Annotated in this window: 21 protein-coding genes and 1 pseudogene; 9 read left to right on the top strand and 13 right to left on the bottom strand. The window is 69.1% G+C overall.

The window, feature by feature from the left end; translation table 11 throughout:
- Positions 1-97: 97 nt before the first annotated feature.
- Positions 98-1,081: pseudogene (locus O9344_RS00110) on the bottom strand (cupin domain-containing protein).
- 213 nt (positions 1,082-1,294) lie between these two features.
- Entirely contained in the window at positions 1,295-1,648 is a 354-nt protein-coding gene (locus tag O9344_RS00105) for a hypothetical protein (protein ID WP_298471293.1), read from the bottom strand.
- Positions 1,649-2,156: 508 nt separating this feature from the next.
- Between O9344_RS00105 and typA the strand changes: the two genes are divergently transcribed.
- Positions 2,157-3,974, top strand: coding sequence for a translational GTPase TypA (gene typA, locus O9344_RS00100; protein WP_298471290.1), 1,818 nt, complete (start codon positions 2,157-2,159; stop codon positions 3,972-3,974).
- Between the two features lie 98 nt (positions 3,975-4,072).
- Here the strand turns inward: typA and O9344_RS00095 are convergent, their stop codons facing one another.
- From O9344_RS00095 to O9344_RS00055, 9 genes are all read right to left on the bottom strand, one after another.
- Positions 4,073-5,188: an enolase C-terminal domain-like protein gene (locus tag O9344_RS00095; protein ID WP_298471287.1), complete on the bottom strand. Its 1,116-nt coding sequence runs from the start codon at positions 5,186-5,188 to the stop codon at positions 4,073-4,075.
- Positions 5,185-7,146, bottom strand: coding sequence for a TRAP transporter permease (locus O9344_RS00090; RefSeq protein WP_298471284.1), 1,962 nt, complete (start codon positions 7,144-7,146; stop codon positions 5,185-5,187). Before O9344_RS00090 ends, O9344_RS00095 begins: the two co-directional genes overlap by 4 nt.
- Positions 7,147-7,230: 84 nt before the next feature.
- Positions 7,231-8,217, bottom strand: a complete 987-nt coding sequence (locus tag O9344_RS00085) for a TAXI family TRAP transporter solute-binding subunit (protein ID WP_298471281.1) — start codon at positions 8,215-8,217, stop codon at positions 7,231-7,233.
- Positions 8,218-8,333: 116 nt separating this feature from the next.
- Positions 8,334-9,584, bottom strand: a complete 1,251-nt coding sequence (locus tag O9344_RS00080; RefSeq protein WP_298471278.1) for an FAD-binding oxidoreductase — start codon at positions 9,582-9,584, stop codon at positions 8,334-8,336.
- A 15-nt stretch (positions 9,585-9,599) separates the two neighbouring features.
- Positions 9,600-10,994 (bottom strand): M20 family metallopeptidase, encoded by a 1,395-nt coding sequence (locus tag O9344_RS00075; protein WP_298471275.1) that lies wholly within the window; start codon positions 10,992-10,994, stop codon positions 9,600-9,602.
- Between the two features lie 99 nt (positions 10,995-11,093).
- Positions 11,094-11,987, bottom strand: a complete 894-nt coding sequence (locus O9344_RS00070; protein ID WP_298471272.1) for an ABC transporter permease — start codon at positions 11,985-11,987, stop codon at positions 11,094-11,096.
- 1 nt (position 11,988) lies between these two features.
- Positions 11,989-12,906 carry an ABC transporter permease gene (locus O9344_RS00065; RefSeq protein WP_298471269.1) on the bottom strand — a complete coding sequence of 306 codons (918 nt, stop codon included), beginning with the start codon at positions 12,904-12,906 and terminating at the stop codon, positions 11,989-11,991.
- A 62-nt stretch (positions 12,907-12,968) separates the two neighbouring features.
- The gene (locus O9344_RS00060) at positions 12,969-14,501 is read right to left on the bottom strand and encodes an ABC transporter substrate-binding protein (RefSeq protein ID WP_298471266.1); all 1,533 of its coding nucleotides are present in this window, start codon (positions 14,499-14,501) and stop codon (positions 12,969-12,971) included.
- 91 nt (positions 14,502-14,592) lie between these two features.
- The gene (locus O9344_RS00055; RefSeq protein WP_298471263.1) at positions 14,593-15,519 is read right to left on the bottom strand and encodes a polyprenyl synthetase family protein; all 927 of its coding nucleotides are present in this window, start codon (positions 15,517-15,519) and stop codon (positions 14,593-14,595) included.
- Positions 15,520-15,642: 123 nt separating this feature from the next.
- On the opposite strand from O9344_RS00055, the gene O9344_RS00050 reads away from it, so the two are divergent.
- A complete protein-coding gene (locus O9344_RS00050) occupies positions 15,643-16,056 on the top strand; it encodes a hypothetical protein (RefSeq protein ID WP_298471260.1) in 414 nt (137 codons plus the stop codon).
- Between the two features lie 6 nt (positions 16,057-16,062).
- Here the strand turns inward: O9344_RS00050 and O9344_RS00045 are convergent, their stop codons facing one another.
- Entirely contained in the window at positions 16,063-16,752 is a 690-nt protein-coding gene (locus O9344_RS00045) for a DUF2161 family putative PD-(D/E)XK-type phosphodiesterase (RefSeq protein WP_298471258.1), read from the bottom strand.
- Between the two features lie 279 nt (positions 16,753-17,031).
- Here O9344_RS00045 and ffh point away from each other — a divergent pair, with 279 nt between their 5' ends.
- The 7 genes from ffh (at position 17,032) to O9344_RS00010 (ending at position 22,170) form a co-directional block, all read left to right on the top strand.
- Positions 17,032-18,567, top strand: a complete 1,536-nt coding sequence (ffh, locus tag O9344_RS00040; protein WP_298471256.1) for a signal recognition particle protein — start codon at positions 17,032-17,034, stop codon at positions 18,565-18,567.
- 45 nt (positions 18,568-18,612) lie between these two features.
- Positions 18,613-18,963 (top strand): 30S ribosomal protein S16, encoded by a 351-nt coding sequence (gene rpsP, locus O9344_RS00035; RefSeq protein ID WP_298471250.1) that lies wholly within the window; start codon positions 18,613-18,615, stop codon positions 18,961-18,963.
- A gap of 129 nt (positions 18,964-19,092) precedes the next feature.
- Positions 19,093-19,629 (top strand): ribosome maturation factor RimM, encoded by a 537-nt coding sequence (gene rimM, locus O9344_RS00030; RefSeq protein WP_298471248.1) that lies wholly within the window; start codon positions 19,093-19,095, stop codon positions 19,627-19,629.
- 9 nt (positions 19,630-19,638) lie between these two features.
- Entirely contained in the window at positions 19,639-20,325 is a 687-nt protein-coding gene (gene trmD / locus O9344_RS00025) for a tRNA (guanosine(37)-N1)-methyltransferase TrmD (protein WP_298471245.1), read from the top strand.
- 354 nt (positions 20,326-20,679) lie between these two features.
- On the top strand, positions 20,680-21,054 hold the full coding sequence (rplS, locus tag O9344_RS00020; RefSeq protein ID WP_298471242.1) for a 50S ribosomal protein L19: 375 nt from the start codon (positions 20,680-20,682) through the stop codon (positions 21,052-21,054).
- Between the two features lie 357 nt (positions 21,055-21,411).
- Positions 21,412-21,900, top strand: a complete 489-nt coding sequence (locus O9344_RS00015; RefSeq protein ID WP_298471239.1) for a hypothetical protein — start codon at positions 21,412-21,414, stop codon at positions 21,898-21,900.
- Between the two features lie 3 nt (positions 21,901-21,903).
- The gene (locus O9344_RS00010; protein WP_298471237.1) at positions 21,904-22,170 is read left to right on the top strand and encodes a hypothetical protein; all 267 of its coding nucleotides are present in this window, start codon (positions 21,904-21,906) and stop codon (positions 22,168-22,170) included.
- 22 nt (positions 22,171-22,192) lie between these two features.
- Here O9344_RS00010 and O9344_RS00005 read toward each other — a convergent pair whose 3' ends face one another.
- Positions 22,193-22,456, bottom strand: a complete 264-nt coding sequence (locus tag O9344_RS00005; RefSeq protein WP_298471235.1) for a hypothetical protein — start codon at positions 22,454-22,456, stop codon at positions 22,193-22,195.
- Positions 22,457-22,688: the final 232 nt, after the last annotated feature.

Raw genomic sequence — 22,688 nt, 5'->3', positions numbered from 1 at the left:
ACACAGAACCTGACCCAACGTCATGCCGAAGGCCTTGATGCCATGGACGTCGTTAAGGAGGCGTTGACGCGCACCCGCTGATTGCAAGGCCCTGGTGTCAGGCGCGCTCCAGAAGCCCCAGCGCCACGAGGCGGGTGCAGAAGGCAAGCGCCTGTTCGACGCCGAGGGCACTCGGCGTGGCGCCGGCCGAGAGCTGCTCGATCCAGCCGAGTTCGGCCATGGTGAGGGGCAGGGTCGGCCCCGCCCAGCGCAGTTCGGCCCCCTCGCCCACCGGGACGATCACATGGTGGACGGCATCGGCGAGGATCAGCCGGTCGTCGGGACCCGGCTTGGGCGTGCGGAGGCTTCGCCCGGGCATGACCATGCGGTCGGTGCCAAGTCGCTGGAGGAAGCTCATGGCGACGAGGTCCATCGCAGCTTCATTGGCCACAGCCGCGAACCGCTCCCGCGCCGCCTCGACGAGGCCGGCACGCACCGCGGGATCGCCGATGCGCCAGGTGCGGAAGGACTGGCGCAGAGCCGGCTGCGTCTGCTCCATCTGATCGATGGCGGCCTTGAGCGCGTCGGCCCAGCTTGGGTCGAGCAGACCCACGGTCACATGCAGCGACGGCTCGCCGCCCTCCTGGACCGAGGCGTCGTGGGCAACGCCGCGCGGCACGTAGAGCACGTCGCCAGCCTCGAGCAGGACGTCCTTCGCCCCGGCCGGATCGGCCCGGTGGAGCGTGCCGTCCCAGGGCGTGTTGCGCGTCGCATGGGGCATGAGCATGGCGTCCTAGACGCGCCAGGCCTTGCGGCCGGAGACCTGCAGGACCAGCACGTCGTGGGTGTCGTAATGGGTGCGAAAGCCCTGGGCGCCGGGCGGGGTCAGGTAGATGTTGGCCTGCACCGCATGGAGGAAGACCTTCTCGAGGCCGCGGCAGAAGCGGGCGAGCGGCGGGTGCATCTCGTGGAACTGCGAGACGACCAGCGTCGCGCCGGCATCGAACAGGCGAAACAGCTCGACCGGATCGATGCGGCCGTCCTCGTCGGTGAAGAGGTCGTCGGGAACGGCGGCACTGCCATTGCGCGAGGAGTCGGCCATGGTGACGCGGGGCGTCTGGGCCGCGTCGGTGCGCAGGAAGGCATCGAGATCGTCGATCCCCACCAGCGCGCCGAAGCGGCTGGCATCACCGCCCTTAAGGTGGCGGGCGCGACTGTCCTCGCGCAGCGCCAGGACCTCCGGAACCGACAAGGCACCGAAGGCGAGGCCAAAGGCATCGCGTGCGAGGGTCATGCCAGGATCGATCCGGCGGGCTTACCAGCCGCGTCCGCGGCCACGCCGGTCACGCGGATCGTTGTCGGTGACGCGGACATTGCGCCGAAAGGTGCGCACCCGGCCGCGGCCCGGATCATCGAAGGGGTCGTTGTCGGTGCCGCGGCGGCGGACGAAACGGCCACGGCCGCGTCCCTGGCGGTCATTGGTGTCGCTGTCGGTGACACGCAAGCGCTGCGCCTCGGCCGGCTGGGAGGTTGCGACCGCTGCGGGAACCACGACGGTGGCGGCTCCGGCCAGCGTCTTGAAGAAGAACAGGCGGCGGTCGAGGAGCCCGCCGGTCTCGGCGGAGCCCTCGGCGGGCTTGTCTTTGGTCTGGTTGATCTCGTCGGTCATGGCTGGAAAGCGGCTCCCCTCAGCCGGTGCACGGTCGTGACGGACCGTAGCGTTAATCTGCCGCAGCGACATGGGGGTTTTCACGGATAGTCCGCGCGGTACGCGGCAGGCGCGTGGAGGGGAGGAGGCCGCTCTCAAGGGGTCGCAGATCGCTGCCCCCTCCCGTCCGAGCCATTGGCCCGGCGACGCGTAACCTGATGCCGGACCGTTGTCTGTCCTGCACGGGTGATGCCAGGGACGGGCGCCACAACATGTGGGAGCGAATGACCCCAGATCTCCAGATGTGGTGGGCGAAACCTGTGCCCCTCCATATGCTCTCGCCGTTTGGGCCTCGCATTCCGCAACAGGTCTTGCAATTTGCGACGGGCGGCGGCGACGCCCGACCGTGCCTGCCGTCGCCGTTGCGCCGACGGGCCGCCTCCTATAGATGCACTGCAACAGAGTTCACGCGGGCCGCCAGACATATGCTGCCCGCCTTTTTGTATTGGCCGACTGGACGCCCGCTCCCATGACCATGCGCAATATCGCGATCATCGCCCACGTCGACCACGGCAAGACCACGCTCGTCGACAAGCTCCTCCAGCAGTCCGGCTCGTTCCGCGAGAACCAGCGCGTCGCCGAGCGCGTCATGGACTCCAACGATCTCGAGAAGGAGCGGGGCATCACCATCCTCGCCAAGGCGACCTCGGTCGTCTGGAAGGACACGCGGATCAACATCGTCGATACGCCGGGCCACGCCGATTTCGGCGGCGAGGTGGAGCGCATCCTCTCCATGGTGGACGGCGCCATCGTGCTGGTCGACGCCGCCGAGGGCCCGATGCCGCAGACCAAGTTCGTGGTCGGCAAGGCGCTGAAGATCGGCCTGAGGCCCATCGTCGCGATCAACAAGATCGACCGGCCCGATGCCCGCCACGTCGAGGTCATCAACGAGGTCTTCGATCTCTTCGCCGCCCTCGACGCCACCGACGAGCAGCTCGATTTCCCGATCCTCTACGGGTCCGGCCGCGAGGGCTGGATGGCCGAGAAGCCGGAGGGCCCGATCGACCAGGGCCTCGCCCCGCTTTTCGACCTCGTGCTGCGCCACGTGCCGGAGCCGAATGTCGGCGATGGCCCGTTCCGCATGCTCGGCACCCTGCTCGAGGCCAATCCATTCCTCGGCCGCATGATCACCGGCCGCATTTCCTCCGGCACGGTGAAGCCGAACCAGTCCATCAAGGTGCTGTCGCGCGATGGCACGGTGGTCGAGACCGGCCGCGTCTCCAAGATCCTCGCCTTCCGCGGCATCGAGCGCCAGCCGATCGAGGAGGGCATTCCCGGGGACATCGTCGCCATCGCTGGCCTGTCCAAGGGCTCTGTCGCGGACACGTTCTGCGACCTCAGCGTTGACGAGGCGATCCAGGCCCAGCCGATCGATCCGCCTACGGTGACGATGAGCTTCATCGTCAACGATAGTCCGCTCGCCGGCACCGAGGGCGACAAGGTGACGAGCCGCATGATCCGCGACCGCCTGTTCAAGGAGGCCGAGGGCAACGTCACGCTGCGCATCGAGGAGAGCGCCGACAAGGACTCGTTCTTCGTCTCGGGCCGCGGTGAATTGCAGCTCGCCATCCTGATCGAGACCATGCGCCGCGAGGGCTTCGAGCTCGCCGTGTCGCGCCCGCGCGTCGTCTTCCAGAAGAGCGAGAGCGGCGAGACGCTGGAGCCCATCGAGGAGGTTCTCATCGACGTGGACGAGGAGCATTCCGGCGTCGTCGTGCAGAAGATGAGCGAGCGCCGCGCCGAGATGGTGGAGATGCGGCCCTCCGGTGGCAATCGCCTGCGCCTCGTCTTCCACGCCCCGACCCGCGGCCTCATCGGCTACCAGTCGGAGCTGCTCACCGACACCCGCGGCACGGCCATCATGAACCGCCTGTTCAAGGCCTATGAGCCCTACAAGGGCGAGATCGCCGGCCGTGTGAACGGCGTGCTCATCTCCAACGACATCGGCGAAGCCGTGGCCTATGCGATGTGGAACCTCGAGGACCGTGGGCCGATGATCATCGACCCCGGCGTGAAGGTCTATCGCGGCATGATCATCGGCATCCACAACCGCGACAACGACCTCGAAGTGAACGTTCTGAAGGGCAAGAAGCTCACCAATATCCGTACGACGTCGAAGGACGAGGCGGTGCGCCTCACCCCGCCGATCCGCATGACGCTGGAGAAGGCCCTGGCCTGGATCCAGGACGACGAGCTGGTCGAGGTGACGCCGAAGTCCATCCGCGTCCGCAAGGTCCATCTCGACCCGAACGACCGCAAGCGCGCCGAGAAATCCGCGGTGGCGTGAGGGCTGCGAAAGCCAGTCTGATGGTTCCCCATGCCCGGCCCTGTGCCGGGCATGGTCGTTCTGGGGCTTCCGGATGGCGTGTCAGGCGCGAGACGGGCCTACCCCCTCGCTTCCACGGTCGCGCCCTTGAGCGCCGCCTCATCCACCCGAATGCCGAGGCCGGGCCCGGTCGGCAGCCAGGAGGCGCCGGCCTCAAGCCTGACGGGCTCCTCCAGAATCTCCGTCCCCAGCACGAAGGCAGAGGTGTAGTACTCAGCACCGAGCGTCATGGCCGGCGTCGAGGCGGCGAAGTGGATGCCGGCGGTGAGCGCGATGCCGGCCTCGTACATGGTGCCACCGTAGCAGGGCATGCCGGCAGCACTCGCGATGGCGGCGATGGCCTTCCCCTTGGCGAAGGAGCCGGCCTTCATCAGCTTGATCGAGATGGCGTCGGCATAGCGGGCGCGGGCGCAGTCCACCGCCTCTTCTGGTGAGAAGACGCTCTCATCGGCGAGGATCGGCGTGTCGAGGGCCCTTGTGATCTCGGCCATGGCGTCGCGGCGGTCGCGGGCGACGGGCTGCTCGATGAAAGCGGGGCGGAAGGCCTCGACGTCGCGCAGGGTGCGGATGGCGTCGACGGCGGCCAGGCCCTGGTTGTAGTCGATGCGCAGTGAGGCATCGGCGGGGAGGATGGCGGCGAGCCGCTCCAGCCGCGCCATATCCTCGGCATGGGTCGAGAAGCCGGTCTTCACCTTGAAGAGCCTCACGCCCTCGGCAAGGCGTGCCCGGGCGAAGTCGAGGTCGGCATCGAAGTCGGGATTGGCGATGGAGACGGAGAGCTGGATGCTGTCGCGGACGACGCCGCCGAGCAGGTCGGCGACGCTCACGCCCGCCACCTGGCCGGCGAGGTCGTGCAGCGCGATGTCCAGCGCCATCTTGGCTTCCGGGTGGCCGACGAGGGCGCGGTCGGCCTCGGCCATGATCCGCTGCCGCTCGGCTGCCGTGCGGCCGAGGACGAGAGGGCGGAGATAGACGTCGAGCGCGGCGACCGCCGCCTCGGCGGTCCCGGAAAAGACCGACCAGGGCGCCGCCTCGCCCCAGCCAACACGGCCGTCGCGCGTATGGAGCGACAGGACGACGCCGGGCAGCGTGTCGGCAACGTCGCCGACACCATGCTTGCGGGTCATCTTCAGCGGCCAGCGCGTCAGCCGCACCTGCATGCGATCGATGATCATGGCGCTGCTGTTTCCCGGGCGAGCCTTGCTTCCGTCCTCGCGGCGGCCTCATCCGCGAGGACGCCGTCCTCACGGTCCGCCGCGCCCTTCTGAGCGAGGTAGAGAGCAACGCAGACGGCGAGCACGATGGCGACGCGCCACCAGACGGGTATGGGATCGAAGAGCGTCGCCATGATCCCCAGCGGGATGAGCGGAACGCGGACCAGCATCGGCAAAGGCGCGCGGAAGAAGCCGAAGAAGCCGGCAGCCAGCAGCGTCAGGCCGATGGCATTGGCCAGGAACTCACCAATGATCTCCGGCCAGCTGTCCTGCAGCAGCAGGGCACTGGAGTGCAGGTAGGAGAAGCCGACGACGAAGCCGGCAATGGCGAGACGGAAGGCGACGACACCAGCCGCCATGGGGCTGCAGCGGGCGATGGAGGCAGCCGCATAGGAGGCGACCGAGACCGGCGGCGTCGCATCCGCGAGGATGGAGAAGTAGAAGACGAACATGTGGGCGGCGAGCACGGGCACGCCGAACTGCTGGAGGATGGGGGCGCCGATCGCCGCGCCGATGATGTAGGCGGCGGTGGTTGGCACACCCATGCCGAGGATCAGCACGGTGATCGCGATGAGAATGCCGGCGATGTAGAGGTTGTTGCCGGCAAGGCCCGTCACGATGGTGGAGAAGGAGATCACCATGCCGGTGACGGTGAGGCAGGCGACGAAGATGCCGGCACCGGCGCAGGCGAGCGCCACGACCACCATGTTGCGGCCACCGACCGCCAGCATGCGCAGGACATCCGCCGGATAGAGGCGTGTATGGGCCCGCAGCCAGGAGGCCGGCCAGACCGCCATGATGCCCCAGAAGGCGGCGAAGGAGGGTGAGTAGCCGAGCGCCATGGCGCCCACCATGACGAAGACCGGCACCAACAGGTGCAGGTCACGCACCACGACACTCCAGTCCGGGATTTCGGAGGGATCGCAGCCGGTGAGGCGCAGGCGCTTTGCTTCGAAATGAACGCTGACCAGGATCATGAAGAAGTAGAGCAGCGAGCCCGCGATCGCCGCCAGCGCGATGGTCTGGTAGGGGATGTTGGTGATCTCGGCCATGATGAAGGCGCCCGCGCCCATGACCGGCGGCATGATCTGGCCGCCGACCGACGAGGCCGCCTCGACGCCCGCCGCGAACTGGCGGCGATAGCCGAGCTTGATCATGGCGGGGATGGTGAAGGACCCGGTGGCGAAGACATTGGCCACCGACGATCCCGAGATCGTGCCGAACATGGCGGAGGAGACGACCTCCACCTTGGCGGGCCCACCGGCCTGCCGGCCCGCGACCTTCATGCCGAGATTGTGGAACAGCATGCCGACGCCCGAGCCCTCGATGAAGGCGCCGAAGATGATGAACATGGCCACCATCGTGGCGGAGATGCCGGTGATCGAGCCGTAAATGCCGTTCGAATTGAACAGGTACATGGTCTCGACGATCTGCACCGCGGGGATGTCGCGGAAATGCAGGATGCCCGGCATGTATTCGGTGACGAAGAGATAGAGCAGGCCGACGGAGACGAGACCCGCGAGCACCGGCGTCACCGCCCGGCGCAGCGCCTCGACGACGAGAACGATGGCGATGATCCCGAAGACGAGTTCGACGGTGGACACCGGATCGACCGTCTCGAAGCGCAGATTGATGACCGAGGAGCAGTAGGGCCCGCCATTGGCGCAGGAGAAGGAATAGAGGCTCGGCAGGATGGCGAGGGCTGACAGGAGCCAGTCCACCAGGCTCGGCCGGTCCTTCGGCGAGTGCTCCGTCGCGGGATAGAGAATGAACGCCAGCGGCAGCAGGATCAGAAGATGCACGGAGCGCTGCTCACGCGGCTCCAGGAAGCCGAAGCCGCCGGTCCAGAGGTGGAACAGCGAGGCGAAGACGGCGACGGCCGCGGTGAGCCAGAAGACCGGCCCTTTGAGTTCACGCATGGCGGAATATCCGATGGGGCTGGCGAAGGCCCGGAAAGGCAGAAGGCCCGGGCGGTTAAGCCCGGGCCTCGTCAGGTCGTCGCGTCAGCCCTGCACCCAGCCGCGTTCGCGGTAGTAGCGCAGCGCACCGGGATGAACCGGAACGGGGCGGTTGGCGATGGCCGTCTCGCAGCGATAATCCTTCAGCGAGCCGTGGATGCGCGGCAGTTCGGGTATGTTCTCGCAGATCGCCTTGGTGATCTTGTAGACGATGTCCTCGGAGACATCGGAGGAGGTGACGAGCGTCGTCGCCATGACCAGCGTCTTGACCTCGCGGTTGCCATGGAAGCGCGGATAGGTTCCCCCCGGAATGACGCCGGAGCCCATGCCGTGGCGCTGCTTGAAGGCGTCCATGACGTCCTGGGGAATGTCGAGAATTTCGCCATCACGGCCGGTGGCCATGTCGACGACCGCCGACCCCGGAAGGCCGAGGGCGAAGAAGGCATAGTCGAGCTGGCCGTCGCGATAGGCGCTGGCGAGGTCGCCATAGGCGGCAAGCTGGAAGCGCCAGCCGCGGGCGCGCAGGCTGTCATAGGTCTGGCCATAGACGGCAAGGAGCCAACGCAGGGCGATCTCGTCGGTCGCGCCGTTATTGGCGCCGCCGAAGCGGATGTTGCGCCCCTCGCGGAACAGCGTCGGGATGTCCATGGTCTGGCCCGGCGCGCGGATGAAGTGATAGGGCGTGTCGCCGAAGGACTGGCCGATCATCCGCAGCTTGTCGGCAGCCGGACGGCCCTGGTAGGTGCCGGTGCCGGTCGCCGCCATCGACGCGAAGATGTCGATGGACATGGCGAGCTGGGCCTGGCCCTGCTGCACGGCCACCGGATTGGCGGCGCCGCCGCCGGGCACGGCCTTGATCGTCAGACCGGGGACCTTCTCCTCCAGCAACTTCGCCGCGCCGGACACGATCGTGTACCAGCCGCCGCCGATGGAACCGCCGCGCCATTCGACCGTCTGCGCCGTTGCCGGTGCCATGGCACCCGCCACCAAGGCCGCGGCCATGCCGGCCGCCGCGATCATTCGCTTGAACATGGTCTCACACCTCTGGTCCACGGGTCGTCTCGCCCGCCTGTATCCCAACTGTATCCAGCTGCCGGACGCTGGCAACGGTCGATTGGCGGGCAACAGGGCGGCAGCGCGCGGAGGTCTCAGAAACGACCCGGCGAGAAGGGGGCGATGGGCAGGCTCGCCGGCACGCCGGTGACGATCTCGGCGACAAGGCGGCCGGTGATCGGCCCGGTGGACAGGCCGATATGGCCATGGCCGAAGGCGAAGACGACATTGCGGTGCCGCGGGGCGCGGCCAATGACCGGCAGGCCATCCGGGGTCGAGGGACGGGCGCCATGCCAGGCGGTGTCCTCGACCGTCTCGCCGATGGCGAGGGTCTGCCGCGCGTCGGCCTCGACGGCGGTGATCTGGGTGAGGTTCGGCGGGGCGTCGCGGCGGGCGAGTTCGACGCCCGAGAGAAGCCTGAGGCCGGCATTCATGGGCGATACGACATAGGCGCCGCCGGTATCGTTGATCGGCCGGGAGAGCTTGTGCTCGCCGGCATCGACGAAATGGCGGTGATAGCCGCGCTCGGCGGCAAGCGGCAGGCGATAGCCCATGGTGCGGGTGAGGTCATGGGCGGCGGCCCCCGCGGCGATCACGACGGTCGCGGCCAAGATCGACGCGCCGCCTTCGAGATCGATGCGGGCGCCATCCGCCTCGTCGACGACGGTGCGGGCGCGGCCGGCGACGACCGTCACACCGCGGTGGCGGGCGGCGGCCTCATAGGCCTGGACGAGAGCGCCTGGGTCGCGCACCGACCCGGTCTCGGTGTGCCAGACGGCCTTCGCGTAGCGCCGTTTCAGCGCCGGCTCGAACTGCGGCAGTTCGGCGCCGTCAATCACCTCGAAGCCGATCTTGTGGTGCGCGAGGAGCTCGCGCTCCAGCGCCGAGCCTTCGAACGCCGCCTCGCTGCGATAGAGCTTCACCCAGCCGCGACGCTGGATGAGGTCGCGGGCGCCGATCTCGCCGGCGATGCGCCAGTGCTCGTCATAGGCGGCCGCGCAGAGCGGATCGAGGGCGGCAGCGGCCTCGCGCAGGGAGGCCTCGTTGCAGCGACGCAGGAAGGCGATCAGCCAGGGCGCGACGACCTGCAGCGAGCCGTAGTCGACCCGCATGGCGACCTCGCGGTTCAGCGCATAGCGCGGCAGCTTCTTGAGGATACCGGGACCTGCGACCGGGATGATCGAGCCGCGCGAGATGACGCCGGCATTGCCATAGCTCGCCGCATCGCGGATGCCGCCAGGATCGACAACGGTCACCGACAGGCCGCGCTCGCGGCAGGCGAGCGCGGTCGCCATGCCAACCATGCCACCGCCGACGATGGCGACGTCGACCCGCTCCTGCGTCATCGTCCTCGCCTCCCCTCAGCGCGCCAGCGGCGGGTGCTTGCCCTCTCCGAGGTCCCAGTAGAGCCCGGCCATGAGGCCGATGGCCTCGCGCACCAGCGCCGACGGCACGTGCTCGTTCGGGGCGTGCTGCGAGCAGCCGGGATAGGAATGCGGCACCCAGATGGTCGGCATGCCGATGATCTCTGCGAAAACGTCGTTCGGCAGCGAGCCACCGGCATTGGGGATGACCGCAGGCTTCTTGCCCGTCGTCTCGGCGATGGAGGCTGCCGCCCAGCGCACCCAGGGATGATCGGGGTCGGTGCGCGTCGCCTTGAAGGCGGCGTCTCGGCCGGAGGAGACCTCGACATCGGGGAAGCCGTGGCGGATGAGGTGGCGCTGGATGGCGGGGATGAAGCCCTCGGGCTCGGACCCGACCACGGTGCGGATCTGGCAGACCGCCTTGGCCGAGGGCGGCACGGCGTTCTGGGGATTGCCGATGTCGCCGCAGCCGAAGGCCAGCACCTCGAAGGTGTTCCAGCCATAGACCTTCTCGGCCGGGGTGAAGCCCGGCTCGCCCCACCAGGGCTCGATCTGCGGACCGCCGGGAATGCTGGCCGGCTCGATATCGGCGAGCGCACGCTTGACCGAGTCCGGCATGTCCTTCGGCAGGAGTTCATGGACGCGGACCTGGCCGGTCGGTCCGATGATGGTCGAGATGGCGTGGGCAAGACGCACGCCGGGATTGGACAGGAGGCCGCCCCAGTTGCCGGAATGGTGGCCGCCCTCGCGGGCCTTGATCTCGAGGTCGATGCGGTAACCGCCGCGCGAGCCGAGGCAGAGCGTCGGGCGCTCCGCCGTCATGCGCGGGCCGTCGGAGCCAATCAGCAGGTCGGCAAGGAAGAGTTCGCGGTTGTCGCGGGCAAGGTCATGCAGGCCGGCGGAGCCGACCTCCTCGCCCATCTCGATGAGGTAGCGGACATTGAAGCCGAGCTTGCCGCGGGTATTCAGGACACAGCGCAGCGCCTCGATATTGATGGCGTGCTGGCCCTTGTTGTCGACGACGCCGCGGCCGTACCAGCGCTCGCCGGTGTCATCGAGCGTCCAGGGGTCGCGACCGTCCTTCCACTGGCCCTCGAGGCCGGCAATGACGTCGCCGTGGCCATAGCCCAGAACGGTGACGAGGGCCGGGTCCTCGATGCGCTCGGCGAGGAGGAAGGGTCCCTTGGCGCGCGGATGGGTGAGGATGCGGCAGGAGAAGCCCATGGCTTCCAGGGAGGGCTGCATTTCCGCGGTGAGGTAGCGGGCAAGGTCCGGCGCGCGGGCCGGGTTCTGGCTTTCGGTGGGGATGGCGATGCGGCGGGCGAAGATGGCCTTGAGACTGCCGTCGTCGAACATCTGATGGGCGGCGGCAATGGCGGCAGCGCGGGTCATGGCAAGGCTCTTCGCAGGGAATGGCAGCGGCAGATTACCGCCGCGGCGAGGTTTCGCCACGGCGGCGCGGTATGTGTGTCATGCGCAGGCCGGTCGCGCTCACGACCGGCTGTCGGGAGCCGTCACATCGCGTAGGCCGTCACCGATCATGTTGATGGCGAGGACGAGGAGGGCCAGGGCCGAGCCGGGGATGGCAATGAGCCAGAAGGAGAAGAACATGAAGTTCTTCGCCTCCGAGATCATCAGGCCCCAGGAGGGCAGCGGCGGCTGGACGCCGAGGCCGAGGAAGGACAGCGCCGCCTCCAGCAGGATGGCGCTCGCGGCCTCCACCGTGCCGACGACGATGAGGTGCGGCATCACGTTGGGCAGGACCTCACGCAGGATGATGCGCAGCTGGCTCGCCCCCGCCGCACGGGCCGCCTCGACATAGTCGAGCGAGCGCACCTGCTGCGTCGCCGAGCGCATGACGACGGCGAAGCGATCCCATTTGAGCAGTCCCAGCACGGCAATGACGATGCCGAGCGTGCCGCCGACCATGGCCACCACGGCAAGCGCCACCAGCACCACGGGCAGCGCGAGGCGGGTGGTTATGATGAAGGTGACGACGAGGTCGACGCGGCCGCCGAAATAGCCGGCCGCGAGGCCGAGGCCGGTGCCGATGAAACCCGATATCAGCATCACCGACAGGCCGATGAGCAGCGATATCTGCGCGCCATAGAGCGTGCGCGAGAGATAGTCGCGGCCGAGATTGTCGGTGCCGAGCGGATGGAGCCAGCTGCCGCGCTCGTACCAGACCGGCGGCACGAGGCGGTTGGTGAGGTCCTGGGCATAGGGGTCGTGCGGCGACACGAAGGGCGCCAGCAGGGCCATGAGCACGATGGCGGCGAAGATGGCCGAGCCGATCAGCAGGCCCTTGTGCTTCAGCACGCGCCGACGGAAGCGCGACGGGGCGACGGCAGCGACGACGGGCGGGACCTGGACGATGTCGCTCATGTCAGCCCACCCGGATCCTGGGATCGATCCAGGCATTGACGAGATCAGCGGCCAGGGTCAGCAGAACATAGCCGATCGACAGCAGCATCAGCACCGCCTGGATCACAGGGAAGTCCTTTTGGGCGATGGCCTGGTAGGCGAGGTAACCGAGGCCGTCGAGGGCGAAGACCGTCTCGATGACAATGGAGCCGCCGAGCAGGAAGCCGAGCTGCACCGCAGTCAGGGCCACCACCGGCACCAGCGCGTTGCGGAGGCCATGCCGGATGATGACGGTGGAGGAGGGCAGCCCCTTGGCGCGGGCCGTGCGGATGTAGTCGGCATTCAGCACCTCGACCATGCCGGCACGGACGAGGCGCATGAAGGGCGGGGTGACATAGTAGCCGAGCGCCACCGTCGGCATGATGAAATTCTCCCAGCCATCGGTGCCCGACACCGGCAGCCAGCCGAGGCCGATGGAGAAGACCATGATGAGGCAGAGCGCGAAGAAGAAGTTGGGCAGCGCCTGGCCGGCCACCGCGATCCACAGGCAGAGCCGGTCGATCCAGGAATTCTGCCAGACCGCAGCCATGACCCCGAGCGGGATGGACAGTGCGAGGGCGAAGAGGATGGCGGCGAGGGCCAGGATCAGCGTCGTCTGGATCTTGTCGGCGATGAGCCCGAAGACCGGCGTACGGAAATAGAGCGACTGGCCGAAATCGCCGGTGAGAGTGCGGCCGAGCCAGTCGAAATACTGAACGACGAGCGGCCGATCGAGGCCGTATTGCTGGCGCACGGCGGCGATGTCCTCGGCCCGCGCGCCCTCGCCGGCAATGGCGATGGCGACGTCGCCGGACAGGCGCAGGAGCACGAAGGCGAGCGCCGAGACCGCCAGCGCCACGAGGGCGGCGAGGGCGAGGCGCTTGAGCGTATAGGAGAACATGGAAGCGGGCCCCGGGATTGCCGATCCGGCCGGGGCGATGCCGCCACGGCCGGATCAAGGCCTCACTTCCAGCGCATCTCCCAGAAGCGCGGCAGCTCGTCCGGATAGGCGGCGAATTCGAGGTCGCGCGACGCCGCATAGAAGGTCACGAGGTTGTAGAGCGGCACCGAATAGACCTGCTCGCCGATGATCCTGTGGGCCTCGCGATAGGCGGCGATGCGCTGCTGCGGATCGGTGACGGTGTCGCCGCGCTCGAGGAGCTCGATGACCTTCGGATCGCGCGAGATGTCGTCGTCGAGGCCCTTGTAATAGACCGGTGTCGAGGCCGAGGTGTCGTTGATCGAGAACGAGCCCCAGGTCTGGTGCGCCATGGCGGCACGGTTGGCGCGCACCTGGTCGCGCATCGCAGCATATTGGCCGAAGCGCAGCGTCGCGCGGATGCCGATGGCGCGCAGGTAGTTGATCATCGCCTCGGACTGGTTGCGCTCGCGGTAGGCGTGCAGTTCGATGTCGAAGCCGTTGGGGAAGCCCGCCTCCGCCATCAGTGCGCGGGCCTTGCCCAGATCGAAGTCGTAGACAGGTGCCTGCGAGGCATCGCAGCCGAATTGCGAGGGGAAGCAGATGGCGTTGATCACCTGCGAGCCCTCGCCGACCAGCTGACGCGCCATGGTCTGGCGGTCGATGGCATGGGCGATGGCCCGGCGTACACGGACGTCACGCAATTGCGGGGCGGGCGAATTCTCGGTGGTCGCGAAGTTGAGGAAGACGATGCGCATCGTGCCGCCGGAGACGATCTGCAACGTTGGCACGGCCCGCATCTGCTGCGCCTGATCGGGCGCAATGTTCATGATGAAGTCGAGGCCGCCCGACAGCATCTCGGCGACCTGGGTCTGACGATCGGGGATGAAGCGGATGACGATGCGCTCGATCTGCGGCTGCGGCTTCGGCCCGTCGCGGAAATAGTCGGGATTGCGCTGCAGGGTGATGGAGCGGCCGATCTGGTGGTCGACGACGCGATACGGCCCGGAGCCGACCGGCTTCTCGTTCATGCCCTTCGGCCCGACCTGCTGGTAGTAGGCCGCCGGGTGGATGACGATGGGACCGGCGAGATATTCGATCGCCGCCGGGAAGGGCCGCTTGGTGATGATGCGGACCTTGTGGGCATCGATCTTCTCGGCGCGGTCGATCCAGTTGACGTTGGACTGGGTGGTGGAGCGGTTGGCGGGGTTCGCGACGAAATTCAACGTGAAGACCACGTCGTCGGCGGTAAACTCGGCACCGTTATGGAACTTCACGCCGCGGCGCAGGTCCAGCTCGAGCGTCTTCTCGTCGATCCAGCGCCAGGCGGTGGCGAGCTGGCCCCTGTATTCGTTGGTCTTGGGGTCGCGATAGATCAGCGTGTCCCAGACCTGATGGGCGATGATGACGCCGATGCGGACATTGTTGAAAAAGGGGTCGACGTTCTCCGGCACCTGATCATAGGCGAAGCGGATGGTGTTCTGCCGCTTCTGCGCCTCGGCGGGGGCGGCGAGACCTGCCGCCATGGCCAGACCGAGGACGGCTGCAAAAAGCCATCGCGTGGAGAAAAACGTCATCGCCAAACCCCTACCCCGTAAAACGAAGCCGGGATGCTGGTGGCGGGCCGCGAGCGAGTCAAGGCGAGGGAGCGGGAGGCTGCCGCCCGCCTCAGACCTCGCGCTCGGCGATGAAGCGGGCGGTGGCGTCGAGCGCTGCGGCGGCGGCGCCGAAGGGCTCAAGATGGGCCGCGGCGGCGGCCACGAGGCGCGTCAGTTCGTCGCGGGCCCAGTCGGCGCCGCGCAGCGAGACGAGGGTGCCCTTGCCCCGCGCCGCGTCCTTGCCGGTAGCCTTGCCAGCGAGGGCCGCGTCGCCCTCCAGGTCGATGAGATCGTCGGCGATCTGGAAGGCGAGGCCGATGGTCTCGCCATAGGCGACGAGGGCCTCGCGCCTTGCCGCATCGGCCCGGCCGAGCACGGCACCCGCGAGGCAGGCGAAGCGGATCAGCGCGCCGGTCTTCATCGCCTGAAGGCGGCGGATCTCGGCCTCGGCGAGGGCGAGCGGCGTGCCGCCATCGAAGCGGCCTTCCGCCGCGAGGTCGAGCATCTGGCCGCCGGCCATGCCGCCGAGCCCCGAGGCGCGGGCGAGCAGCACGGTGAGTTCGGCCCGCACCGCCGGGTCGGCATGGGACGCCCCGCCCATGACCTCGAAGGCCAGCGTCTGCAGCGCATCGCCGACGAGGATGGCTGTGGCCTCGTCATAGGCACGGTGGACGGTCGGACGACCGCGGCGCAGATCGTCGTCGTCCATGGCCGGCAGGTCGTCATGGACGAGCGAATAGCAGTGGACGAGCTCCAGCGCGGCTGCGGCGGCCACGGCCCGCTCCGGCGCGATGCCGAATAGCGCGGCGCTCTCGATGACGAGGAAAGGCCGCAGCCGCTTGCCGCCGGCGAGCACCGCGTGGCGCATGGCCGCGAGCAACCGCTGCGGCCGGTCGAACTCGCCTGGCAGGACGGAGTCGGCCAGCAAGCGTTCGAGCTCGGCCTCGACGAGGCGCGCGGCGGCGGCGAGGCGCTGGTCGAGGAGGGATGAGGACATGGGCGGGCCGGGGATTGATGCTGACCCGCCGAGCCGTGGCGGAGGGGCGGCCTCGCGTCAAGTCGGCAGCTTGCCGAGGGACACGACGGCGCTAGAGTACCGCCGCTTCACACGTCCCCCGTCATGCGCCGATTCTCCCTCCTCCCCATCGCCTCTCTCGCCGGCCTTATTGCGCTCGCGCTCGTCACGACGAAGCCCGCCGCGGCCCAGTCGTCCGGATATAGCTTCGACATGCTGACCGACCATCAGCGCGGCGAGGTGATGCGGCGCGTCGATTCCTATGCGCTGCTGGAGACCTTCCTGAAGGCCTGCGGGCGGCCGCCGCGCCTCGAGGCGCGGTTCCGGCGGACGGCGGCAGGCTGCGTCACGCCGCAGAGCATGAGCATCCTCGCGGCCGAGTTCCGCCGCTCACTCGCCCGGCGCGCCGGCTTCCGCTGGGACTGCCACAGTGCCGGCGGTCGGCGGATGATCGCCCGCTCCGAGGAGGCCATCGCCAGGAGCTTCGCCGACCTCTCCCAGGTGTGCCGGCGCGGCTGAGGCCTGTCAGCCCGCTGGCGCCGCCTCGAAAAGGCCCGCGGCGGAGGGATGGGCGCGCCAGGTGGCGAGCGCCGCGTGGCCGGCAGCCGACAGGCCGTAGAGACCGCGGTCAACCCGCTCGAACCAGCCATAGACGTTGCGGGCGAGGATGGCCGGAGCGTCGGGCGCGAGGGTCTTGAGGTCGCGCGGCCGCTGCGGCCCGCCGGACAGCGCCTGCGCCATGGCCAGCGTCCGCTGGCGATAGGCGGTCATGATGGGCTTGCGGGTTGAGCCGCCGGTCGCCGGATCGCCACGGCGGCGACGATGCTCGGCGACGAGGCGGGAGCGGCGCTTGGCGTCACGCCGCGGCGTCCAGGGCACGGGCTCCACCAGCACCTCGACGCCGCCCATGGGCAGAACGGTCAGAAGTCCGAAGCCGCAGAGCCGGCACAGCTTCAGCACCCGCCGGTCGCGCTCGCGTCCCTTGCCGCGGGTCGAAGCCTTCACCGCGAGCCAGACCTCATCCGCCGCGCTGGCGCGGTCCACCGCCTGCAGCACGAGATCGAGGGTGAAGCTCTGCTTGAGCTCGCCGATGACCACGGCGACCGGCTCGCCCTCGGACAGGGCGACGAGGTCGCAGCCCATCACCTCGCCCTTCACGGTGAAGCCGAGGCCTTCGAGATAGGTTTTGACGGGGAGGTAAAGTGAGGTTTCCAAGGGGCGGATCCGTGCGACGCCTTTTGGGGTAGAGCAGATTCGTGGCTCATTCTGCCACGGGCATGCCGTGCAGCGGCCCGCAATTCCTTGACTTTCCGCGCCTCCCGCTCTATCGCCACCGCACTCTCGTTCATCCGAGACCCAACCCGCCGACCGGGGCCAGACCCCGGAGGCTCCCGCCCGACAGCGCAGGATGCGCCCTCGGGCGCGAATTGCGTTGCGGTCCGCGGTGCCCGGGACCATTTTCGGGGTCCCCCGGAAATGCTGGTTGGAGCGATCATGTTCGAAGGCCTGTCGACACGACTGTCCGGCATCCTCGACCGCCTCAAGGGCCGCGGCGCGCTGAGCGAAGCCGATGTCCAGGAGGCGATGCGCGAGGTGCGCCGCGCCCTGCTTGAGGCGGATGTCGCGCTCGAGGTCGTGCGCTCCTTCACCGACAAGGTGCGTGACCGCGCCATCGGCGCCGAGGTCATCAAGTCGGTGACCCCCGGCCAGATGGTCGTGAAGATCGTCCACGACACGCTCGTCGATACGCTCGGCTCCGAGGGCGTCGCCATCGACCTCCAGGCCGTGCCGCCGGTGCCGATCCTGATGGTCGGCCTTCAGGGCTCGGGCAAGACCACCACCACCGCCAAGATCGCAAAGCGCCTCTTCGACCGCCAGAAGAAGAAGGTGCTGATGGCTTCGCTGGACACCCGTCGCCCCGCGGCGATGGAACAGCTCGCCGTCCTCGGCCAGCAGATCGGCGTCGACACGCTGCCCATCGTCGCCGGCCAGACGCCGGTGCAGATCGCGCGCCGCGCCATCGAGGCGGGCCGGCTCGGCGGCTACGACGTCGTCATGCTCGACACGGCCGGCCGCACCCATGTCGACGAGGCCCTCATGATCGAGGTGGCCGAGGTCGAGAAGGTCGCCCGCCCGCACGAGACGCTGCTGGTCGTCGACAGCCTCACCGGCCAGGACGCCGTCAACGTCGCCCGCTCCTTCACCGGCCGCGTCAATGTCACGGGCGTGGTGCTCACCCGCGTCGATGGCGACGGCCGCGGCGGCGCGGCGCTCTCCATGCGCGCCGTCACCGGCAAGCCGATCAAGCTGCTAGGCACGTCGGAAAAGATGGACGGCCTGGAGGACTTCCATCCCCAGCGCATCGCCGGCCGCATCCTCGGCATGGGCGACATCGTCTCGCTCGTCGAGAAGGCCGCGGAATCGATCGATGCCGAAAAGGGCATGGCGATCGCCAAGCGCATGCAGTCGGGCCAGTTCAACCTGGACGACCTCGGCGACCAGCTCGACCAGATGCTGAAGATTGGCGGCATGCAGGGCCTGATGGGCATGCTGCCCGGCGTCAAGAACATGCAGAAGCAGATCTCCGGCGCCATGGACGACAAGGTGATCAAGCGCCAGCGCGCCATCATCCACGCCATGACCCCATGGGAACGCCGCAACCCCAAGGAGATCGACGGCAAGCGTCGCCGCCGCATCGCCCGCGGCTCCGGCACCCAGCCGGAAGACGTCAACAAGCTCCTGAAGATGCACCGTGGCATGGCCGACATGATGAAGGCCATGGGCGGCGCCCAGGGAAAGCGCGGCCCCATGGCGGGCCTCGCCAACATGTTCGGGCTCGGCGGCGGCATGCCGCAGCCGACGCCGGAAATGCTCGCCGAGCTTCAAAAGAAGATGCCCGGCGGGCTGCCCGACAAGATGCCGTCGCTGCCGCCCGGAATGCCGGGCGGCCTGCCCCAGGGTTTCCCCGGCCTCGGCGGCGGCCCCAAGCTTCCCGGCCTTCCCGGCTTCCCCTTCGGCAAGAAGAAATAGCCGGCCCCTCACCCTTCCATCACGAACGACCCACCGGAGTATCCCATGTCGCTCAAGATCCGCCTCGCCCGCCGCGGCACCAAGAAGCGCCCGTTCTACCAGATCGTCGTTGCCGACGCCCGCGCCCCGCGCGACGGCCGCTTCATCGAGAAGATCGGCACCTACAACCCGATGCTCGGCAAGGACCAGAAGCGCTACGAGCTCGACGTCGAGGCCGCCAAGGCCTGGCTCGCCAAGGGCGCCCAGGCGACCGACCGCGTCGCCCGCTTCTTCGACGCCGAGGGCCTGCTGAAGCGCGCCCCGCGCAACAACCCGGAGAAGGCCAAGCCCGGCAAGCGCGCCGAGGAGCGTGCCGCCGCGAAGGCCCAGAAGGCCGGCGAGTCCGCCGAGGCCTGATGATCCCGCCGGCGGGGGTTCGCCTCCGCCGGCTCCCGCCCTTCGCCTGATGCGGAGGCCGCCCGCGTCCTTCGAGGCCCGCCGTATGCGACGGGCGCCGAAGGACGCATCCCGCCGTATCGAGGCCCCATGTCCACCGACCTCGTCCTCGTCGCCAAGTTCGGCGCCCCGCACGGGGTGCGCGGTGAGGTGCGCGTCAAGTCCTACACCCAGGACCCCGCCGCCATCGGCGACTACTCGCCCCTCCAATCCCGCGACGGGCGGCTCTTCACCGTCCAGTCGCTGCGGCCCGCCGGCGAGGTGTTGATCGCCCGCGTCGCCGAACTGAAGGATCGCGACGCGGCCGAGGCGGTGACCAACCTCCAGCTCTTCGTGCCGCGCGACCGCATTCCCCCCGCCGACGGTGAGGACGAGTTCCTCCATGCCGACCTCATCGGCCTGAAGGTCGAGACCGTCACCGGCGAGGCCGTCGGCACGGTGACGGCGATCTTCGACTTCGGCGCGGGGGACGTCATCGATGTCGCCCGCAAGGGCCAGAAGGCGGTGATGATCCCCTTCACCAAGGCCGTGGTGCCCGTGGTGGACATCGCGGCGGGCAAGCTCGTCATCGACCCGCCGCCGGGCCTGCTCGAGGACACGCCGCGCGACCCTGAAGACCGCGACTGAGGGCGGGCCATGTTCCGCGCCTCGGTCATCACCCTCTTCCCCGAGATGTTCCCCGGCCCCCTCGGCCTGTCGCTGGCCGGACGGGCGCTGGGCGAGGCCTGGGCCCTCGAGACCCACCTCCTCCGCGACTTCGCGAGCGGAAAGCACCGCACCGTGGACGACACGCCGGCGGGCGGCGGCCCCGGCATGGTGATGAAGGCCGATGTGGTGGCCCGCGCCATCGACCATGCCTCTCCCGAGGGTGACCCGCGCCCCCGGCTCTTCATGTCGCCGCGTGGCCGGCCCCTCACCCAGGACTATGTCCGCACCCTCGCCGCCGGCCCCGGCGCGGTGATCCTCTGCGGAAGGTTCGAGGGCGTCGACGAGCGCGTCATCGAGGCCCGCGGGCTCACCGAGGTCTCCATCGGCGACTATGTGCTCTCCGGCGGCGAGCTCGGCGCGCTGGTGCTGCTCGACGCCGTCGTGCGGCTCCTCCCCGGCGTCATGGGCCATGCCGAGAGCGGCTCGGAGGAGAGCTTCGAGACCGGCCTGCTCGAATATCCGCACTACACCCGCCCGCAGGTCTTCGAGGGCCGGCCGATCCCCGAGGTGCTGGTCTCCGGCGACCATGCGAAGGTCGCCAGGTGGCGGCGCGCCGAGGCCGAGCGGATCACGCGGGAGCGGCGGCCGGACCTCTGGGCAAAGCGCGGCCAATAGCGGATGGCAGAACCCAAGCGCGTCCTTCGAGGCTCGCTCCTCCGGAGCTCGCACCTCAGGATGAGGAATGTGGGTTCCTGGCATTAAACGGGTCTGGCTGCAGACGCACCTGCAACCCACCACCTCCCTCATCCTGAGGTGCGAGCGCAGCGAGCCTCGAAGGACGCAGTTGGGCCGTGCAACGCATCTCCGACGCCAAACCATCCCTTTGCCTCCCCCGCGGCAGAATCCGCGTGACAATCCCTCCCTTTTCGACTATCGAGCCGCCTTCCGGCGGGCCTGCCTTTTGAAGGCCCATCCTCGGAACCAAGACCAACAAGATGCCGGCCAAGCCCGGCCACAAGGATTGAACCGATGAACCTCATCCAGACCATCGAGGCCGAAGAGGCCGCCCGCGTCCTCGGCGACAAGCAGATCCCGGAATTCGCCCCCGGCGACACCGTCATCGTCAATGTGAAGGTCCGCGAAGGCGACCGCACCCGCGTCCAGGCCTATGAGGGCGTCTGCATCGCCCGCTCCGGCGGCGGCCTGATGGAGAGCTTCACCGTCCGCAAGATCTCCTATGGCGAGGGCGTCGAGCGCGTCTTCCCGGTGCACTCCCCGTCGATCGACTCCATCAAGCTGGTGCGCCGCGGCAAGGTCCGTCGCGCGAAGCTCTATTACCTGCGCGATCGCCGCGGCAAGTCGGCCCGCATCGCCGAGCGCCAGGACCGCTCCGAGAAGGCCTGAGCCTTTTCGCCATTGCCAGCATGACGGAACGGGGCCTTCGGGCCCCGTTTTGCGTCGGGGGCGCGGCGCCCCGCCACAGGCCGCCTGGAAACAATCGCTAGGAGAAAGCGGCGCGAGGGCGCATGATGCCGCCTTCGACGCGCGGGCCAGCCTCGGCCTCCGCCCGCCGTCCCCCTGCCGCCCCCTTGCCGCGTCTTTCGCGGACCGCAGGACCGCCCGACCGGTTTCTCGCCGCCCGACGCCCAGCGCCATCCGCGCCTGGCCCGACGCCCGACAGCCCGCCTCGCCTCCCCGCCCGCCGCCGGATCCCCCGGTGCGGAGCGCCCTCGTCCCGCGCCCCGGCGCGAAAGGTTTGTCATGGCCATCACCACCCACCGCCGCCCCGCCGCCGTCCAGCGCCAGCAATGGCGCGCCGCCGAGGCGCTGTTCCACCCCGTTGCCCAGGCCCCCGTGGCCGGCAAGGTGCGCGTCGTCCCGACCGGTGCCGGCGACCGCACCGGCGGCTGCCCGGCCTGCGGCAGCCCGCTGCCCATCGCCCCGGTGCGCTCGCGCCACCGCACCGCCCGCGCCATCGAGCACGACTGGCACTGCGCCGCCTGCGACCACCACTGGACCACCACCGACGCGGTGAGCGTCGTCGGCGGCCCGCGCTACCCCGTGGGGTCGCGGGTGAAGCTGCTCATCCCCTATGGCTCGCGCCGGCCGCCGGCCGCCCCCTTCGTGGTGGTGGCGCTGCGCCCCTCAGAGAACGGCGGGATGCAATATCGCATCCGCAGCCCCGACGAGAGCTTCGAGCGCATTGCCGGCGAGAGCGAGCTGGAACCCGTCCCCGGCCGCGGAGCCTGAGCCATGCGCGCGCCCCTCGCCTCTCTCGCCCTGCTCGCCGCCCTCGCCGCCCCGGCGCTGGCCGACGAGCTGCCGGCCCGCGCCGCCACCTCCGAGGAGGTGCGGATGATCGCCCTGGTGCTGAAGGCGGAGGGCTTCGCGCCCTGCTCGGCGCTGTCGCTCGCCGATGGCCGCTGGACCTGCCGCACCACCAATGCGGCCGGCGAGGCCATGCAGCTGTCGCTGAGCAATCTCGACTTCGCGGTGACGCGCCGGACGCGGGTCCAGTAGGGGCGAAGCGCAGGACGTGCTGTCACGGGGCCTTCGGGCCCCGTTTTGCGTTTGGGGGGCGCGGCAGCGTCTTCCAATGGCCCGCGAGCTCCAGCAGATAGGCAAAGTGCAGGGCCATGAGCTCCTGATTGTCGGGGAAGAGGCCGTTGGCATAGAGGCGGCTGGCGCAGCTGTCGCCGAGCCGGCAGGCGCGGGCGCGGCGGCAGGCCTTGCGGCGGCAGAGGAGATGCGCGCCCTCGGCGCTGTGGAGATGGCGGCGGATGGCGCGCTGCTCGTCGGGGGTCATGGGCTCCTCCGGACATGGCGTTTCGGGCCCGCGCCTCACCGGCCGGGTTTTTCTCCGTCGGTCCCCGCCCTCCCCGAGAGGAAGCGCGAGGGGTGAAGCGCCGTCAGGCGCGGAGGCAGCGTGCCTCCTGGCCCCGCGGGTCACCCCGCGGAACCGGACTTCGATGCCGAAGCCCGCCGGCTCGCGTGGAGTTCGTTGGGTGGCCTGGATCAAGCATCCGGGTGGTGGCCCG

It is taken from the genome of Phreatobacter sp. (genome assembly GCF_027532945.1).
Lineage (GTDB): Bacteria > Pseudomonadota > Alphaproteobacteria > Rhizobiales > Phreatobacteraceae > Phreatobacter.
The sequence above is the reverse complement of the archived record's forward strand: the minus strand, read 5'-3'. Positions and strand labels throughout refer to the sequence as shown.